Source organism: Spiroplasma endosymbiont of Aleiodes alternator, from assembly GCF_964031135.1.
Classification (GTDB): domain Bacteria; phylum Bacillota_I; class Bacilli_A; order Mycoplasmatales; family VBWQ01; genus Spiroplasma_E.
Window position 1 is genome coordinate 227,113 of sequence record NZ_OZ035008.1, and the last position, 19,080, is coordinate 246,192.

Here is a 19,080-nt window from a genome sequence, read left to right on the forward strand (position 1 = left end):
TTACTTTTGATTTGCAATAGAGAATATATTCTTCAATAAATCCTCGATCTATTAGTATCAGTAAGCTCAACATATCACTATGCTTACACACCTGACCTATCAACCTTGTAGTATTCAAGGGATCTTACTTCTTTCGAATGAGAAATCTCATCTTGGAACTGACTTCGCGCTTAGATGCTTTCAGCGCTTATTCATGCCCTACATAGCTACCCAGCTGTGCCACTGGCGTGACAACTGGTGCACCAGAGGTAGGTCCATTCCGGTCCTCTCGTACTAGGAACAGGTTTCCTCAAATTTCTTGCGCCCACGACAGATAGGGACCAAACTGTCTCACGACGTTCTGAACCCAGCTCGCGTACCGCTTTAATGGGCGAACAGCCCAACCCTTGGAAGCGACTACACCTCCAGGATGCGATGAGCCGACATCGAGGTGCCAAACCTCCCCGTCTATATGAACTATTGGGAGAGATTAGCCTGTTATCCCCGGGGTAACTTTTATCCGTTGAGCGACGGCCTTTCCACACAGCACCGCCGGATCACTAAGCCCAACTTTCGTTCCTGCTCGACTTGTATGTCTCGCAGTCAAGCACCCTTTTACCTTTGCGCTCTACATATGATTTCTATTCATATTGAGGGTACCTTTGGGCGCCTCCGTTACTTTTTAGGAGGCGACCGCCCCAGTCAAACTACCCACCAGACACTGTCCTTAGACCAGATTATGGTCTCAAGTTAGAATTTCAATATAGCAAGGGTGGTATCCCAATAGTGACTCAATGCCTACTAGCGTCTGCATATCAACGTCTCCCACCTATGCTGTACAAACTACACCAAAATTCAATATCAAGTTGTAGTAAAGCTCCACGGGGTCTTTCCGTCTAATCGCGGGTAACCTGCATCTTCACAGGTACTAAGATTTCACCGAGTCTATAGCCGAGACAGCGTCCGGATCGTTACGCCTTTCGTGCGGGTCAGAACTTACCTGACAAGGAATTTCGCTACCTTAGGACCGTTATAGTTACGGCCGCCGTTCACTGGGGCTTCAGTTCAAAGCTTCGCTTACGCTAACAAATTTCTTTAACCTTCCAGCACTGGGCAGGCGTCACCCCCTATACATCGTCTTACGACTTAGCAGAGAGCTGTGTTTTTGCTAAACAGTCGCCCGGACCTCTTCACTGCGACTCATATTGCTATGAGCTCCCCTTCTCGCTAACTTACGGGGTTATTTTGCAGAGTTCCTTAGCTATAGTTATCTCGCTTGCCTTAGGATATTCTCCTTGACCACGTGTGTCCGTTCTCGGTACAGGCACCATGGTGATGTCTTTAGAAACTTTTCTTGGAAGTATGGCATCAAATTCTTCGTTACTAAGCTAACTGTTCACTCCCCATCGTACTTCAAGGTTAACGCTGTGCGGATTTGCCTACACAACCCTCTTTGTACTTAGCCCAGCACTACCAATCACTGGGACATTTTAGCCTTCTCCGTCATTTCATCAGTCACCATGGTGGTACAGGAATATCAACCTGTTATCCATCGACTACGCCTTTCGGCCTCGCCTTAGGTCCTGACTAACCCTGGGTGGACGAACCTAGCCCAGGAAACCTTGGTCAATCGGCATGAAGGATTTTCACTTTCAATCGTTACTCACGCCGGCATTCTCACTTCTAAACGCTCCACTAGTCCTTCCGGTCTAACTTCGTCGCAGATTAGAACGCTCCCCTACCGCCCACAATATATGTAAACATATATATAGACCCATAGCTTCGGTACAATGCTTAGCCCCGGTACATTTTCCGCGCAGAATCATTCGACTAGTGAGCTGTTACGCACTCTTTAAAGGATGGCTGCTTCTAAGCCAACCTCCTAGCTGTCTGAACAATTCCACATCGTTTTCCACTTAGCATTGATTTGGGGACCTTAGCTGATGATCTGGGCTGTTTCCCTCACGTCCATGGACCTTATCACCCATAGACTGACTGCCAGATATGTAACAATGGCATTCGCAGTTTAATTGCATTCAGTACCCCGAGGTGGGGCCATCATACATTCAGAGCTTTACCTCCATTGCACTAATTCTGACGCTAGTCCTAAAACTATATCGGGGAGAACCAGCTATCTCCAGGTTCGATTGGAATTTCACCGCTAGCCACAAGTCATCCACGGTCTTTTCAACGAACGTTGGTTCGGTCCTCCATTAACTGTTACATTAACTTCAACCTGCTCATGGCTAGATCACCTGGTTTCGGGTCTACGACCACATACTAAACGCCCTATTCAGGCTCGCTTTCACTTCGGCTCCGTCTTTTCAACTTAGCCTTGCATGTAATCGTAACTCGCCGGCTCATTCTACAAAAGGCACGCCGTCACCCATTAACGGGCTCCGACTTGTTGTAAGCATATGGTTTCAGAAACTATTTCACTCCCCTCTCGGGGTACTTTTCACCTTTCCCTCACGGTACTGGTTCACTATCGGTAATTGGTTAGTATTTAGCCTTACGCAGTGGTCTGCGTAAATTCCGACAAGGTTCCACGTGCCTCGCCGTACTCAGGATACTGTCAAGAGATTTATACATTTCGCATACTGGGCTTTCACCATCTATGGCGTTGCTTCCCAACAACTTCTGCTATATATAAATTTTGTAACTCTTCATAGGTCGAACCTAATAGACAGTCCTATAACCTCAGTCTGACGACTGGTTTAGGCTGCTCCCTTTTCGCTCGCCGCTACTAAGGGAATCGCATTCGCTTTCTTTTCCTCTAGGTACTAAGATGTTTCAATTCTCTAGGTATCACTCTGCACAACTATGAATTCATTGTACAGTACTATCTGATTAAAGATAGTGGGTTTCCCCATTCGGACATCTCCGGATCAAAGCTTATTTCCAGCTCCCCGAAGCTTATCGCAGGTAATCGCGTCCTTCATCGTCTTCCAATTCCAAGGCATCCACCATACGCTCTTAATAATTTATTTTTAGAATATCCTATTGCAAGATAAAAATTATCTTATTTTTTTTAAAAGATGTCTATTATCCAGTTTTTAAAGAACAATTGCTCAGAGAAAACAATCCCTGAAAACTAAACAGAACAAAAGAAGTAATCCAATAAATCATTCATCTATTTTTTCTTGTTGTCTTGGTTTCTTATTAGAAACTAAACTCCATAGAAAGGAGGTGATCCATCCCCACCTTCCGGTAGGGATACCTTGTTACGACTTAACCCCAATCATCAACCCTGCCTTTGGCAGCTCCCTCCTTACGGTTAGGACACCGAATTCTGGCATTGCCAACTCTCGTGGTTTGACGGGCGGTGTGTACAAGACCCGAGAACGTATTCACCGCGACATTGCTGATTCGCGATTACTAGCGATTCCGACTTCATGAAGTCGAGTTGCAGACTTCAATCCGGACTGAGACTGACTTTTTGAGATTTGCTTGACCTCGCGGTTTAGCGACTCTTTGTATCAGCCATTGTAGCACGTGTGTAGCCCAGGTCATAAGGGGCATGATGATTTGACGTCGTCCCCACCTTCCTCTAGCTTACACTAGCAGTCTCCTTAGAGTCCCCAAACTTAATGCTGGCAACTAAGGACAAGGGTTGCGTTCGTTGCTGAACTTAACCAAACATCTCACGACACGAACTGACGACAACCATGCACCACCTGTATCCTTGTTAACCTCTACTATATCTCTATAGCTTCGCAAGGTATGTCAAGACCTGGTAAGGTTCTTCGCGTTGCTTCGAATTAAACCACATGCTCCACCGCTTGTGCGGGTCCCCGTCAATTCCTTTGAGTTTCACTCTTGCGAGCATACTACTCAGGCGGAGTACTTAATGCGTTAGCTACAGCACTGCCTCATGGCAACACTTAGTACTCATCGTTTACGGCGTGGACTACTAGGGTATCTAATCCTATTTGCTCCCCACGCTTTCGTGCCACAACGTCAGTAATAGGCCAGTTAGCCGCCTTCGCCACTGGTGTTCCTTCATATATCTACGCATTCCACCGCTACACATGAAATTCTACTAACCTCTCCTATACTCTAGTAATGTAGTTTCCAAGGCGGTTAGGGGTTGAGCCCCTAAATTTAACCTCAGACTTGCAAAACCGTCTACGCACGCTTTACGCCCAATAAATCCGGATAACGCTTGCCACCTATGTATTACCGCGGCTGCTGGCACATAGTTAGCCGTGGCTTTCTGGTAAGGTATTGGTCGATACTAAAATCATTTCCTATTCTAGTACTTCTTCCCTTACAACAGACCTTTACAATCCGAAGACCTTCATCAGTCACGCGGCATTGCTCCATCAGGCTTTCGCCCATTGTGAAAAATTCCCTACTGCTGCCTTCCGTAGAAGTTTGGGCCGTGTCTCAGTCCCAATGTGGCCGTTCATCCTCTCAGATCGGCTACGCATCGTTACCTTGGTAAGCCATTACCTTACCAACTAGTTAATGCGCCGCATCCCCATCAATTAGCGAAGCAAATGCTCCTTTCATTATTTATCATTGCAAATAAATAACATATGCGGTATTAGCTGTCGTTTCCAACAGTTATTCCCCACTAAATGGTAGGTTAGATACGTGTTACTCACCCGTTCGCCACTAAAGTATTGCTACTTTCGTTTGACTTGCATGTATTAGGCATGCCGCCAGCGTTAATCCTGAGCCAGGATCAAACTCTCAATAAAATTGTTTTTGTTAAAAGATGATGTCTGACTTATTTAATTTTTAATAAAAAATTGACGGATTAATTCTTGTTCTATTTAGTTTTCAAAGATCGTTTTTTCTAGTTTGTAACCCATTTATTTTTGGGACAATAACAATAGTACAACATGCCATAATTATTGTCAACCTAATTATCATAAAAAAGCATTATTTTTTTAAAATTAAAATTATTAAAATTTTTTATAAAATTAAAAAAATAAAATATTATTTATTCTACTAAAAATTTAATAGTAATATAATCACTTTTAATTGTTAATTGATATTGACCAATACCAATAAAGTCATACAACTTTAAAGCAAGATTTTTAAATTTTTTATTACAATCATTATTTAAAAATAATATTTTTTCAATATTATTATTTTGTAAATCTTTCACTAATTTTGAATTAATCGTTTTATTTTCTGGTATTGATCAGTAATATTCTTTTGTTAATTTATTATAACTAGTTAATTTACCATAATTTGTTCCATCAATATCTGCAAAAATTACTGATTTATTTTCATTAAATGTCAAATGACCTGCTTGAAAGGCAATAATTTTTAAAGGTCCAAGTTTTTTATTAAAATTAACACGATTAATTGCACATAGTGCCTGATGCACAGTAAATGTTGATTGATAAGATAATAAAGGGTAATCTTGATTAAAATGTTCATTGAGTAATAATGTTTCATAATCTAGTTTATATTTAAGAATAATTTTTAGTTCATTAACAACTAATTTGTTATTTTCAATGAAATTTGTAACTAAACATGGTATTTCATTAAAATTTGGAAAAATACGATTAAATACTTTATTACTTGTAACCTCATATAATAATGATGCTATTAATAAATTGTCATAATGATAATTAATTAATTTAGTATCTAATTCTTGACTTAATCTTAAATAAAAATAATTAACTATTTGATAATCATTTAAAAATAAGAATTGTTTTAAGATATTTTGATTACGATTAGTATCATTATCATGGGTTTGATAATTTTTTATTTTTTTTGCTATTCGTAAAAAAAAATCATTTAAAAAATTATAAAATTCTTGAATTGTCAAATCATAATCAATTAATATTTTAAAAATAGCATTATCATTATAAAGTTGATAGTATGATTGAATTACCAAATAAATTTTTTTTTGCGATTGATATCATTGCTTTAAATTAGTTAAAATGACGTTTTGACTTCTTGGTTCTAAAGTAATAGTACATCCATAAGGTAAATTAAAACTATTAGGTAATTGTTTATTAACATTGATAATATGTGAATTTGAAAGATTTTTAATACCAATCGTTATGTCATATTTTTTATCAATATTAGCAATTAAATCATAAACCTCTAAACAATGTTTAGTTTCTGTTTTTCTCAATCCTCTTCCTAACTGTTGCAAATATACTGTTTTTGAATTAGTTGGTCGTAATAAAATAATAGTATCAATTTCAGGAATATCAATTCCTTCATTAAAAATATTTACTACACATAAATAATTAATAATTCTATTTTTAAAATCATTAATTATTTTACTACGATTAGTTTGATTTTTACTTGTTAAAAAGTCTGCTTTTAAGCCCTGATTTTGCAAAAATCTAGCAACAATTTGTGCATGAGTAATATTAATACAAAAAATTAAACAAATCCGATTACTATAAAATCCAATATAGTCATTAATTACATCTAATAATAACTTATTTCTTGCTTCAGTATTTAATTTTTAAATAATTGTTGATCATTATTTAAATCAATACCAGTTAAATCAGCAGTAATGTCATCAATACAATAATAATCAAATGGTGATAAAAGTTTTTCATTAATTGCATCTCACAATCGTAATTCATGTGCAAACTCATTATCAAAATAATTAATAATGTTTTTATTATCTTCTCGTTCTGGTGTTGCTGTTAAACCAATAATTTGTTTAGGATGAAAATAATTTAAAATTGTCTGAAAAGTTTTGGCAGCCAAATGATGAGCTTCATCAAAAATAATAATATCAAATTGTTGAAGTTTAAACTTATTTAGATGTCTATGTACAGTTTGTACTGTTGCAAATAAATATTGTTCTTGAAAATTATTTTGTTTACTATTTAAAATAGTTGCAAATTTTTTATCATTTATTACTTTTCGAAAAGTAATAAATGCTTGTTCAATAATTTCTCTTTGATGTGCTAAAAATAAAATTGAAGGTTTTTGATTATTATTTTCTTTAATTTGATTTAAATAGTCAAAAGCAGATACTACTGTTTTACCAACACCTGTTGCCATGACAATTAAATGTTTTGTTTTTTTAAGTTTTCTTCTTAACTTTAATTTATTAATTAAGGCAATTTGAAAATCATAAAGAAAATAATTAGTTGCTAATCATTGTTCATCTTTTTTATTTACAAGCAATCGATTATATTCAATTCGCGATAGTAATTGTAATCGTTGTTGTTCATTATTTAAATCAACTAAATTATCATTTCATAATTTATAATACTGATTTAAAATATTTTGATATAGTTGCTTATTATCAAATTCATTAATTTTAATATTTCATTCACGACCACTAGCTAAACCTTTTTGCGTTAAATTTGATGAACCAATTATTGTTGAAGAAAAACCTGAATTTCGTTTAAAGATGGCAGCTTTAATATGAATTCTTTCACTACGTTTTTCTAAATTATTTTCAACTTTAACTTTAATATTAGGATACTTTTTTATTATTTTAACTAATGCATATAAATTAACAAATAAAGCCATATCATCAAAAGTAGTAGTAATAAAATTAATAGTAATATTATGATTTAAAGCATAAGTAAATGATGAACGTAACTTATTTATAATTGAATTTGATATAAAAGGATAAATAAAGTATACTTCATCACAAGTTCTGATTTCCTGATTTAAATGATTAATTAATACTTGTTGGTTTTCATTAGTAAATAGAAAATTGTCACTTAATCTAATATTAGAAGTTAAAGGATTATCAATTATACTATCATTTACTTGTAATAAAATGTTATTACTAAATTTATTAGTAGTAAAATTACTTATGATTTGATTTAAAAAATCAATTTTTGCTTCTGGTGATTTAATCGTTTTTAATTGTTCAATTAAAGTATTATTTAATTGTTTAACTAAATAATGATCAATGTCTTTAATTAATTCTTTTTCATCATTAATATGTGATGTTTGGAAATTATTGGTAATATCATCACTAATCTTTAATAATAAATCATAATAGCCCTTATTTTTCATACTCTACACTTCCTAATAATAAATAGTGTCTATTTTAATAAATTATAATCTATATTTTAATAAATTATTAACTATTATAAAATAATTTTGTAAAGTAAAAAACCTCTAATATTTAAAATATTATTTTAAATAAATAAGAGGAAGGTAATCTAAAATAAGATATATTCATATTTTATTTTTTTTCTGTTGATGATGTTTTTTCTGCTTGTAATGGATTAGTAATACTTACACCTTTGTATGTCTTGCATTTCATACAGGCATGATGTGGTTTAGTAATTGCTCCACAATTTAAACAGTTAGTTGTAGTTGTTGCAGATAAACTATCATGGGCACGACGTGTATTTTTACGCATTTTTGACGTTCTTCTTGCTGGTACTGCCATAGTCTGTTGCCTCCTTACTTTTGTATCTCATAAATTATATATTGATTTATCAGAAAAATCTATTTTTTTTGATAAGTTTTTCAAATTTTTGGAAATAAAATACTAATAAATCAAATATTTTAATTATTTTATAATCCTAAAATAAGTTATTTATAATCGTGTTACATATTTATATTGAAAAGAATTATCTATATTTCAGTCTTTTATATCAATTTTTTTTGAACTTCAGTTAGTTCATTATGTAAGTAATTAATTTCAGCTTTTACTTGTTCAAACATTCTTTCATAAATTTCCAAAATAACATCTTTATTTATATTTTCTATTTTTAATATTTTATTTTCATATTTGGCTAATTCTCTTTTTCTTTTTTAACATTTTTTAATTTGACTAACAGTTGTATTATCAACTTTGATAATTTTTCCTTTAACATAAAATGGAGAAATAAAATCTGGATGGGTTACACTTTTGAACTTGTCAAGAAAAGTGGACAATAAAAGTTGTCTTGTCTTGCTAAAGAGTACAATGTTACAAGAGCAGCTACTTATAATTGAATTAAGCAATTTACTAATTCAGGTAGTTTTAAAACTAAAGATAATCGTTCTGTTGAAGAAAATGAATTAATTAAATTAAGAAAAGAATTAAAACAGTTAAGAATGGAAAATGATATTTTAAAGCAAGCAGCACTAATAATAGGCAGAAAATAGAGATTATGGTTGAAAATAAATCTAAATATAAAATTCGCACAATGTGTCATTTTTTAAAAATTTCTAAATCAACATATTATTTTAATTTAAAGAAAAAAGAAAATAAAATGCAAAATAATATTTATGAACAAGCTGTTATTAGTGCTTTTAAAGAAAATAAAGAAGTTTATGGTACTAGAAGATTAAAAGTCAGTATGGAAAATAAAGGTTTTCCTTTATCAAGAAGAAAAATCCTGAATTGTAAATATAAATGGGACAAATGGAACAGTTTTTAAAATAATTGTATTAAGTCTATTGGGCTTTTATAAGATAGTGATTTTTTGGGTGTAGAATTAATTTGAAATGCTATAGCATTTAAGTCTTTTTGTTTATATAAAGATAGATCTGTAGATTTTGGTAAATATCTTCTTAAAATACCATTATTATTTTCATTTAAACCTCTTTGACAAGGTTTGCCAGGATCTGCAAAATAAATCTTAACATTGCAAATTTTTTCGATTAATTTTCATTTACTAAATTCTTTACCACGATCAAAAGTAATATTTTTAACTGTTCCTTTTTGTAACTTTGAAATAAATTTTATTATACTTTTTGTAATATTTTCTGCTTTATGATTTTTAGAAACTAAAGGAATTGTGGTTTTTGTATATTGGGACTTTCCTAAAAAATGTGTTTTTTAAATAAATTTTAGTTGTAAAATCACTAAGTTACACAGATTGCTGGAAAGTCCCGATTTTGAAATATTAGATTATAAAATAAGTGCAAGTTTAGACATGACATTTGTTGTCCAAAACATTATCCAAGCTTGAGTTAATGCTCAAAAACCTACTTCATGAATTTTACAATCAGATCAAGGATTTCACTATACAAATCCTTCTTATAAAATTTTATGTGATGAATTAAAAATAAAAATTTCAATGTCTAGAAGAGGTAATTCCTGTGATAATGGTGCTACTGAAACTTGATTTGGAACAATGAAAACAGAATTTCTATATCAAATTCCAAGAAAAAATAGAACTATTCAATGAATACAAGAGAACTTACCTAAATATATTTACTTTTATAATAATTATCGACCTCAAATAAAATTAAAAGGAATGAGTCCAATCGAATATCGATTAGCTCATTCCAAACCAACAAATAATTACTTCATACCTATAAATTTAACACTTACAAATGCTATTTTATAAAATTTAATAAAAGGTTACTTTTATTGTCCACTTTTCTTGACAAGTTCACACCTTCCTTAAAGTATTTTTAACACAAAGGTTACAATTCTGTGTCTACTTTATTCTAGATGTTCAAAATTGTTCTCAATTTAAATTATAATCACGACAAACAATTACTAATTGTTTAATATCACTATTTTTCATAATTTGTTAACATCGCAACTTGTTTTTTTATTGAATTATCACTATTTAATAAATAACTACCCGCTACTAGGTAATTAGCACCAGCAACAATACAATCATTTGCTGTTAAATTATTAATGCCACCATCAACAGCAATTGTAATATTTGGAAAATTATTATCGATATGTTTTACTAACATTTTAATTTTATTAATAGTTAAATCTAAAAAACGTTGTCCACCCGCACCTGGTTGCACACTCATAATTAAAATTGTATCAAGATCTTTCAAATAATCATAAATTTTTGAAATTGGTGTATCAGGATTAATGGCAATTCCTTTTTTAAAACCAGGGTTTTTTCACTGCAGAAATTCTTTTAATTGTTCTTCTGTTAATGCTTCATAATGCAAAGTAATATTTTTAACTTGCGGTAAAATTATAAATGGTTTTAAATAATCACATACTTTTGATGTTGTTATCTTTACCATCATATGACAATCAATATTGATATTAGAACTAAATTTACATACATCACTTAATATTTTTGCACCAAAACTTAAATTTTCAACAAAATGATGATCCATAACATCAAAATGAATTCAATTAATTCCTGCATTTTGTAAACTTAATAAATCATCTTTTAAAGATAGAAAGTTAGCAGTTAAAATGCTAGCGGCAATTGTTACTTCTTTTTTCATATATTACCATCCTTTATTTTAAATTATTAATTTTATTGAATTCTATTAAAATTTTACAATAATCTTCATAAAAAAAACTAGAAATTATTTTATTTGCAACTGCTTTTTTAATTGCACATTCTGGTTCTTGCTGATGTAAGCAAGTACGAAACTTACAATTTTGTCAAATATTAGTAAAACTAGGAAAATTAGTAGCAATATCAATACTACTTAGACCTTGTAACTGAAAAACCGAAAAACCAGGTGTATCTGCAATAATACCATCTTGTAAAAAATAAAGGCGAGTTTTAGTTGTGGTATGTTTACCACGATTTAAACTTGTAGAAATATCCTGTGTTCATAATTTTAAATTATTATCCAAACTATTTAAAGTTGAACTCTTTCCCACTCCTGAAGTACCTGTTAATATTGATAACTTGTTTGTAAAAACTTTTTTTAAATCTTCAATACCATTTTTTTTAACATTTGAAATAAAAATTGTTGGTAAATTTAAATTCTGATATGCTTTTACTTTTGTTCAAACTTCATTATCTTTAGTTACCAAATCAATTTTTGTAAATATTAAAATTATTTTTAAATGATAATAATTAAAAATAGTTAATAATTTATTTAATAGAAAACTACTAAGAAAAGGATTAACAAGAGAACTAACAATTAATACTTGATCAACATTAGCAATGCTTGGTCGATATAGTTCATTAAATCGAGGTAAAATTGATTCAACCAAAGGATTTTTATCATCTTTAAAATTAACTTTAACATAATCACCAACTAAAATTTTTGCTGTTTGAAATTTTAAATTTCCTTTGATTAAACAAGAAAAAATTTGATTTTCAATTCTTACTTCAACAAAGTTATTTGCAACTCCAATAACTATTCCTTGTTTAAAATTCATAGTGTCCTCCAATTAATATAAAATTAATATGCTTATAATAACACCAATAAGTAATAATATAATTAAAATTAAAGATAATAAAAATTCTTTTTTTAAATAAAATGGTTTTTTTAATTTTTGTGAATTTAAGTAATTTTTCTTAAATAACATATTATTTTTATTTTCCGTTTTTAAACAACAATCTAAATCATTACTCAATTCACTAATTGTCCGATAGCGATCATTAATATTCTTAGCAGTTGCCTTCAAAATAATATTTTCTAAACTTTGTGGAATATTCTTATTAATTTCATGAATTAATGGCATTGGTTCTTTAATATGTTTAGCGGCTAATATTTGTGGATTTTTATGAAAAAAAGGTGGTTTACCAACTAATAATTCATATAATATAATACCCAAAGCATAAATATCACTTTGAATTGTTGGTTTTTGAAATTTTACTACTTCTGGAGCAATATATTTCATTGTTCCTACAACTTGATTAGCGTGTTTTTTAACTTCATAATCATCAATAACAGCAATACCAAAGTCTAAAACTTTAATTGCTCCACTACTAGTTAAAATAATATTTTCGGGTTTTAAATCACGATGAATAATATTGACTGAATGACACGCATTAACCCCTTTTAAAATTTCTTTCATAATAACTATAACTTCATTAACTGATAAAACTGAATAATTACTTAAATATTCTTTTAATGTTTTACCTTCTAATAATTCAAAAACTAAGCATCAATCTTTCTTATCAATAAAAACATCATATACCAAAATAACATTGGGATGTCTAACTCTAGATACTGCTCTAATTTCTTGCAAAAATCGTTCTTTTATTAAGTCATCTAGTGGTGAAATTGGATTAATTACTTTTAAAGCAACTTGCCGATTTAAATATTTATCTTGTGCTTCATAAACTTTAGCCATACCACCCGAACCAATAATTTTTAAAATATGATAACGATTATTCAATAATTTATTTATTTCCATTAGTTTCACCATTACTTTTAAATTTATTTTTTAAAAATTACTAACTTATTTATAATTTATATTTTACACAAAAATATCAAAAGACTAAAATTTTATTTCCATTAATAATGCAGTAACATTATCAGTTGAAACATTAAGTAATGCTTGCTTAATTAATAATTTAACTTTATTATTAATATTTCCATTTTTTTCTAAAATATTAACTATTTCATATTCTTCTAAAAAATCATGAACACCATCACTAGTTAAAAGAAAATATGATGGAATTATTAATGGTAAATGAAAAATATCAGTTTTTAATGGCTTACGTGGACCAAGAGCACTAGTCAATGCCTTTCAATAAGTGTGATTTAAATCAACACTTGATTCTTTAGTTGTATTTTTTTGTAAATATAAATTTAAAATATTATGATCAACTGTTAACTGTTTTAATCCTTGTTCACTATATTGATAAATACGTGAATCACCAATATTTACTAAATAAGCTTTGTTATTAGTAATTAAAATTATTACCATAGTTGTTCCCATATCAAGCGCTTGTTCATTACTTAAACTAAAATTATTCATTTCAATTTGAATAATTTCTATCTTTTCTTGTAATCATGCATGAATTTGTTTATCATGTTTTAATTTAGTAAAATCTGTTGTTTCAAAAAATTTTTTTAACATACTAACAGCCATATTACTGGCCACTTCACCACATTTATGACCACCCAATCCATCACAAACAACACCAATAACTTGTCCGGTGTTATTCGTTAAATATAAAACGGCATCTTGATTATTTGTACGATAATTACCAACATCTGTTTTATAACTAGCATTTATTTTCATAAACTGTCCCCCTATATTCCTTTTTTTAATTTACAAATATAAAATCCATCAGTATTGTTATTAAAACCAAAAAATTGTTTTTCTGCAATGATTGTCATATCTGGGTGATTTTTAACAAAATTCTCAATTTGATTTTGATTTTCTTTAATATTGAAAGTACAAGTAACATACACAACTATCGCTTCAGGTTTTAAAAGTTGATAAGCCTTATTTAATAATTTTGCTTGAACAGTAATTAACTGATTAATTTCTTCTTTACTTCAATTGATAAGTTTAACTTCTGGTTTTCTTTTAATTAAACCTCAAGCAGTACTAGGAGCATCAATTAAAATTTTGTCAAATTTATTATTAAAATCTAATATTGTAGAATCACCATATTTAAGTTCAGTATTTGTTACCCCTAATTTTTTTAAATAAGTAGCACCAATTTTTAATCGTTCTTCATTTATATCACATGCAACTATCTTACCGTGATTAGACATTAAAGCTGCCATATGGGCTGTTTTACTAGCAATTCCTGCACACATATCTAATACTTCATCATATGGTTGTGGATCTAAAATATCACTAACTAACATACTTTCTTGATCTTGTTTAATAATTTCACCATTTTCATATAATTTTAATACCGGGACTTTCCTAAAAACTGTGTTTTTTAAATAAATTTTAGTTGTAAAATCACTAAGTTACACAGATTGCTGGAAAGTCCCATAATACAGATACTATCTCGCTTAAACAAAAGTTAAAAGATTTATAATTTTCATTGTTTAACACTTTATTAACAGTAGTTTTTAATGTATTAACTCTAAAACTAATTAATGGCATTCTTAAGTTATCTTTTATCAATTGATTTACAATATTAATACTAAATTGTGATTTTATTAAAGAGTATAATCAACTAGGATAACTATATTTAATTAATTTAATATTTTGTTTACTTTCTTTTTGTAAGTTAAATTCTGATCTAAATTCAGTAAAACATAAATCTAATACTTTAGAAATAATAAATGTTAGTTTATTATCAATGGTGCTTACTTTTTTTAAAGTATTTTCAATGAAGATTTCTTTATTAGTAATTTTTAAAAAATAGATTTCATATAAAACTATTCATAATAAAATAGTTATGTGAAAAGGAATAGTAATTACTGATTTCAAAACATTTCATATTTGATTTAATATATAATCTCAATAAATTTGATTTTTTAAGGTTCCTAGTACTATCTTTTCAATTGCTTCTTTTTCTGATAATGTTAGATTTTTATCTCGCATTATTTGTGGTAATAAAACATTACAATGACCTTTTTTTAGGATTACTTGTACTAGAATTTTATAAACATCATTTTGAATTATCATTATTTAACCCCACAGAATTTTTAATTATACATATATTATAACTTAAATTATATTTTTAATTTTGATAAGTATTTTACTACTATAACTATTAAAAAATGCATCATTACAATGCATTTTTAGTAATAAATTATTATTTTTTTTAAAAAATAAACTATTAAAAGTTACTCTTTATATTTGCTTTACCTTTTCATTTTTTACAATCTTCACCATATTTATACATATTATTAATTTTAATACCAAGAATAATTCCTGATCATATTGCACAAGGTGTATTAGCACAAATTATAACTAAATCTTTCATTAAAATTGTTGATTCAGATCCACCATGATATGATAAATGAATAATGCCCCATAATACTCATAAACTGTTAGCTGTTGTATAAAGAATAAATGTAAGTAAAGAAATACCATCTGTTTTTTTAGTTTTTATTGTTTTTAAAGACTGTGGACAAAATGCTATAACAGCAATAAGTGCTCCAATAATCCCTATTATAGTAATAATTCATCATTCAGTATTTGCCATTATTTTTATTTCTCCAAAGTTTTAGCATTTTCGCCCAACGTTTTCATATTTTTTACTTTAACATAAATAATACAATTAGTTGCAGTCATTGTTACTGTATACGGTATTATTAAGGTAGAACCTCAAATTGCAATTTCAAGAGTATCAGCACCTTCTGGTCACATTACTGGTAATGTTACTGAAAGTATTCCAAATATCAAGAAAAAAAGATTAGCAATATTATAAATAATATAAGTTGATAAGATTATATGTTTAGTTTCCTTAGTTTTTATTGTTTTTATTGCTTGTGGAATAAATGTTATAATAGACAATATTCCGGCTAAATAACCTATAATTCCAATAAAAGTTTGCATTTTCATCCTCCATTAAATTTTAAAAATATTTTAGTAGTTTTTTTAAAACTATTAATATACTTATTTCTTGTTTTATTAAAAATAACATTATTTTACTGGAATGGCAACCCTTTTTAGGACTATTTTTTGGTAGACATTTGTTCTTCATACTTAACTGGAGTTAAGTACTTTAGAGTGCTGTGAATTCTTATGTTGTTGTATCAGTTGATATAATCAAATAATTCTAATTTTAATTGGATTAATGATATAAAATTTTTTTCATTAATAAATTCTGTCTTAAAAGTTTTAAAAGTCGCTTCAGCAACAGCATTGTCATAAGGACAACCTTTTTTGCTTAAAGAACGGGTAATGTTGAATGCTAATAAAAGTTTATCGATAGTTTTGTTATTAAATTCGTTACCGCGATCAGTATGAAATATTTGTATATTTTTTAAACAGCGATTTGATTGCATAAATGCTTGGTATACCAATGATGCATCTTTTTTAGTACCTACACTATCTCCAATAATTTCGCGGTTAAATAGGTCAATTAATAAGCAAATATAGTTTCATTTGCCATTAACTTGAACATAAGTTAAATCACTAACAATAACTTCATTTTTAAGCCTATTATTAAAGTTTCTATTAACAAGATTGGTAATTTGATTATCATTAACTTTATTATGATTATTTTTGAATGATAATTTCGTGTATTTTGATATTAAATTATGTTCATTCATAATTTTTTTAATTTTTCTTCTTGATAAAGGAAAACCTTTATTTTCCATACTGACTTTTAATCTTCTAGTACCATAAACTTCTTTATTTTCTTTAAAAGCACTAATAACAGCTTGTTCATAAATATTATTTTGCATTTTATTTTCTTTTTTCTTTAAATTAAAATAATATGTTGATTTAGAAATTTTTAAAAAACGACACATTGTGCGAATTTTATATTTAGATTTATTTTCAACCATAATCTCTATTTTCTGCCTATTATTAGTGCTGCTTGCTTTAAAATATCATTTTCCATTCTTAACTGTTTTAATTCTTTTCTTAATTTAATTAATTCATTTTCTTCAACAGAACGATTATCTTTAGTTTTAAAACTACCTGAATTAGTAAATTGCTTAATTCAATTATAAGTAGCTGCTCTTGTAACATTGTACTCTTTAGCAAGACAAGACACTGACTTACCACTTTGATATAAAGCTACTATTTGTTTTTTAAATTCATCTGAATATGAGTTAATATTGGCCATAATTATAGTTCCTTTCTTTTAACTAATTTGTTCACTTGTCTACGTAATTAGTGTCCAATAAAGTGTAACCCATCCACTATAAAAAAATAATTTGTTATCAATTTATGTTATTAACAATATTTTTAATATTGTCATAAATTTAACTTATCATTTTATTTTTTATAAATTTACAAACTAATTTAATGTTCTTACACCATTTCATATTTTTTTAAAATCCTAAATATTATAAATATAATCTATGTTCTAAGTAAATCTTAAATTATGGGAATATATAAAAAAGTATTGGAGTTAAAAATGAAAAAAAATAATTTTATTTATGCGAGATATGATAAAGAAGATAATTGTTTAGGTGTTTATGACACTATGGAAGAAGCAATATTAAAAGTTTACCACATTGATAAAACTAATAAAAAACGCTATTATCAAGCCTATAATAATATTTGTCGTTCTTATCAAAAATATAAAAATAATTTTGGAAATGTTGTTTGTTATGAAGGTTTTTAATTTAAAATACCACTAAATGAAAATGGCTATTAAAATTAAAAAAATAAAATAGTTATACTATGAAATGGTTAAGGATACTTAATAAAAATATTTTTTAATTTTATAGTTAAAACTCAATAAATTAAAAAACCATTACTTTGATTTATAAATATTTATTTTATTAAATTTTTTCAATTATTTCTTTAGTTTAAAACTTTAATTATTAATAAGAATTTAAATCATAATATTTAATATTTTATTATTTATAAGTTGAAAAAATCTGAATGTTAGTAAACTAAATTAACCTTTACTAACATTTTTTTTAGATTTAAAGTTTTTTATATATTTTCTAAAAAACAGAATACTTAATCAATCTTTTATAAAACTACTTTTTTATTAGACTTCTTTTACTCATTGATTAGGTACTACTGAAAAACCAATAGTATTATTACCAGTATGTGTTTTTAAAATATTACATAATGGTTCAACTTTATATTTGGTAAATCCTCTATTTTTTACTTTTTTAATTGCTTCATCAATAATATCTTTTCTACATCAACCATCAATAATATATATTGTTTCTTTAGTAACGTCTTTAATTTTAGTAATAATATCTAACATTTCTTCCATAGCTTTACTTAAGGTTCTAACTCTACCAATATTATCAATTGTTTCTTTACATCTTAAAATTGGTTTAAAACGTAAAAAATTACCAATTCTTGCTTTACTCATTGGTAATCTACCACCACGAGCCAAAAATTTTAAATCATTAGGAGCAATATAAGATTCATAAGTTTTACGAAATTTATTTAAAATTCCTAAAATTTCAGGAATTTTTTTTCCATTTTTAACAAGAGTAAAAGCAATTAAAACCATAAATTTTAAAGGTATTGAAGCAGCACCTGTTTCTAAAATATGAACTTTATTTTTATATTTTTCTTCTTTTTGTAAAACTTGTGAACTTGCATATTGTCCTGAAGCATTATTAGCAATTGGTAAAAATAAAATTTGATCATATTTACTTAAAGCATTATCTCAATATTGTTCAAGTTTACCACGACTAGTTTGACTAGTTTTTAAAATACAGTGTTCATCAATCATCTTTTTACGAATTGTTTCACTATCAATATCAATGTTATTATCATCATAAGCATTTTCTCCTTCAATAATATTTAAAGGAATAATTATTATTTCAGGATATTTTTTCATATCTTCAACGGTAAAACCAGTAGCTGAATCACTTACAATTCCAATTTTCATTTTGTTTGCTCCTAACTTTTTATACTAATAAATTATAGTAAAATTATAACAAATTTATTTTACTATATAT

General features: G+C 28.4%; 17 protein-coding genes, 2 rRNA genes and 1 pseudogene. 4 read left to right on the forward strand and 16 right to left on the reverse strand.

The window, feature by feature from the left end:
- Nucleotides 1-31: 31 nt before the first annotated feature.
- The 5 genes from ACQH20_RS01385 to rpmF all read right to left on the reverse strand — a co-directional run bounded on the left by ACQH20_RS01385 (nt 32) and on the right by rpmF (nt 8,332).
- Nucleotides 32-2,969: ribosomal RNA gene (locus ACQH20_RS01385) — 23S ribosomal RNA — on the reverse strand.
- Nucleotides 2,970-3,161: 192 nt separating this feature from the next.
- Nucleotides 3,162-4,685, reverse strand: a 16S ribosomal RNA gene (locus ACQH20_RS01390).
- Together the 16S and 23S rRNA genes form the textbook arrangement of a ribosomal RNA operon.
- A gap of 245 nt (nt 4,686-4,930) precedes the next feature.
- A complete protein-coding gene (locus ACQH20_RS01395) occupies nt 4,931-6,421 on the reverse strand; it encodes a DEAD/DEAH box helicase (protein ID WP_425377557.1) in 1,491 nt (496 codons plus the stop codon).
- Nucleotides 6,418-7,950, reverse strand: coding sequence for a DEAD/DEAH box helicase family protein (locus tag ACQH20_RS01400; protein WP_425377243.1), 1,533 nt, complete (start codon nt 7,948-7,950; stop codon nt 6,418-6,420). The genes ACQH20_RS01395 and ACQH20_RS01400 overlap by 4 nt, the downstream gene beginning before the upstream one ends.
- Nucleotides 7,951-8,122: 172 nt before the next feature.
- Nucleotides 8,123-8,332, reverse strand: a complete 210-nt coding sequence (gene rpmF, locus ACQH20_RS01405; RefSeq protein ID WP_281747878.1) for a 50S ribosomal protein L32 — start codon at nt 8,330-8,332, stop codon at nt 8,123-8,125.
- 497 nt (nt 8,333-8,829) lie between these two features.
- On the opposite strand from rpmF, the gene ACQH20_RS01410 reads away from it, so the two are divergent.
- Both ACQH20_RS01410 and ACQH20_RS01415 read left to right on the forward strand, forming a co-directional pair.
- On the forward strand, nt 8,830-9,036 hold the full coding sequence (locus tag ACQH20_RS01410; protein WP_425377244.1) for a hypothetical protein: 207 nt from the start codon (nt 8,830-8,832) through the stop codon (nt 9,034-9,036).
- Between the two features lie 5 nt (nt 9,037-9,041).
- Nucleotides 9,042-9,311 carry a hypothetical protein gene (locus tag ACQH20_RS01415; protein WP_425377245.1) on the forward strand — a complete coding sequence of 90 codons (270 nt, stop codon included), beginning with the start codon at nt 9,042-9,044 and terminating at the stop codon, nt 9,309-9,311.
- Here ACQH20_RS01415 and ACQH20_RS01420 read toward each other — a convergent pair.
- Nucleotides 9,308-9,685: pseudogene (locus tag ACQH20_RS01420) on the reverse strand (IS30 family transposase); the annotation flags it as partial. The gene ACQH20_RS01415 and the pseudogene ACQH20_RS01420 sit on opposite strands and share 4 nt — an antisense overlap.
- 67 nt (nt 9,686-9,752) lie before the next feature.
- Here ACQH20_RS01420 and ACQH20_RS01425 point away from each other — a divergent pair.
- A complete protein-coding gene (locus tag ACQH20_RS01425; RefSeq protein ID WP_425377246.1) occupies nt 9,753-10,226 on the forward strand; it encodes a transposase in 474 nt (157 codons plus the stop codon).
- A gap of 172 nt (nt 10,227-10,398) precedes the next feature.
- Here the strand turns inward: ACQH20_RS01425 and ACQH20_RS01430 are convergent, their stop codons facing one another.
- From ACQH20_RS01430 to ACQH20_RS01470, 9 genes are all read right to left on the reverse strand, one after another.
- Nucleotides 10,399-11,085: a ribulose-phosphate 3-epimerase gene (locus ACQH20_RS01430; RefSeq protein ID WP_425377247.1), complete on the reverse strand. Its 687-nt coding sequence runs from the start codon at nt 11,083-11,085 to the stop codon at nt 10,399-10,401.
- A 13-nt stretch (nt 11,086-11,098) separates the two neighbouring features.
- The gene (rsgA, locus tag ACQH20_RS01435) at nt 11,099-11,980 is read right to left on the reverse strand and encodes a ribosome small subunit-dependent GTPase A (protein WP_425377248.1); all 882 of its coding nucleotides are present in this window, start codon (nt 11,978-11,980) and stop codon (nt 11,099-11,101) included.
- 12 nt (nt 11,981-11,992) lie between these two features.
- Nucleotides 11,993-12,964, reverse strand: a complete 972-nt coding sequence (locus ACQH20_RS01440; protein ID WP_174481523.1) for a serine/threonine-protein kinase — start codon at nt 12,962-12,964, stop codon at nt 11,993-11,995.
- 84 nt (nt 12,965-13,048) lie between these two features.
- A complete protein-coding gene (locus tag ACQH20_RS01445; protein WP_252319575.1) occupies nt 13,049-13,798 on the reverse strand; it encodes a protein phosphatase 2C domain-containing protein in 750 nt (249 codons plus the stop codon).
- An 11-nt stretch (nt 13,799-13,809) separates the two neighbouring features.
- The gene (locus ACQH20_RS01450; RefSeq protein ID WP_425377249.1) at nt 13,810-14,376 is read right to left on the reverse strand and encodes an RsmB/NOP family class I SAM-dependent RNA methyltransferase; all 567 of its coding nucleotides are present in this window, start codon (nt 14,374-14,376) and stop codon (nt 13,810-13,812) included.
- A 103-nt stretch (nt 14,377-14,479) separates the two neighbouring features.
- Complete coding sequence (locus tag ACQH20_RS01455) at nt 14,480-15,151, reverse strand: hypothetical protein (protein ID WP_425377250.1); 672 nt, start codon at nt 15,149-15,151, stop codon at nt 14,480-14,482.
- Between the two features lie 154 nt (nt 15,152-15,305).
- Nucleotides 15,306-15,674, reverse strand: coding sequence for a SemiSWEET family sugar transporter (locus ACQH20_RS01460; protein ID WP_425377251.1), 369 nt, complete (start codon nt 15,672-15,674; stop codon nt 15,306-15,308).
- Between the two features lie 5 nt (nt 15,675-15,679).
- Complete coding sequence (locus ACQH20_RS01465; protein WP_425377252.1) at nt 15,680-16,027, reverse strand: SemiSWEET family sugar transporter; 348 nt, start codon at nt 16,025-16,027, stop codon at nt 15,680-15,682.
- Between the two features lie 119 nt (nt 16,028-16,146).
- Nucleotides 16,147-17,267, reverse strand: a protein-coding gene (locus tag ACQH20_RS01470) for an IS3 family transposase (RefSeq protein ID WP_425377253.1) whose coding sequence is annotated in 2 segments (ribosomal slippage) — nt 16,147-17,024 and nt 17,024-17,267 — 1,122 coding nt in all. Because the reading frame shifts where the segments join, the coding sequence is not laid out codon by codon here.
- Between the two features lie 294 nt (nt 17,268-17,561).
- Here ACQH20_RS01470 and ACQH20_RS01475 point away from each other — a divergent pair.
- The gene (locus ACQH20_RS01475) at nt 17,562-17,771 is read left to right on the forward strand and encodes a hypothetical protein (RefSeq protein WP_425377254.1); all 210 of its coding nucleotides are present in this window, start codon (nt 17,562-17,564) and stop codon (nt 17,769-17,771) included.
- A 375-nt stretch (nt 17,772-18,146) separates the two neighbouring features.
- On the opposite strand, the gene ACQH20_RS01480 is transcribed toward ACQH20_RS01475, so the two are convergent.
- A complete protein-coding gene (locus ACQH20_RS01480; RefSeq protein ID WP_252319596.1) occupies nt 18,147-19,010 on the reverse strand; it encodes a DegV family protein in 864 nt (287 codons plus the stop codon).
- Nucleotides 19,011-19,080 lie beyond the last annotated feature (70 nt).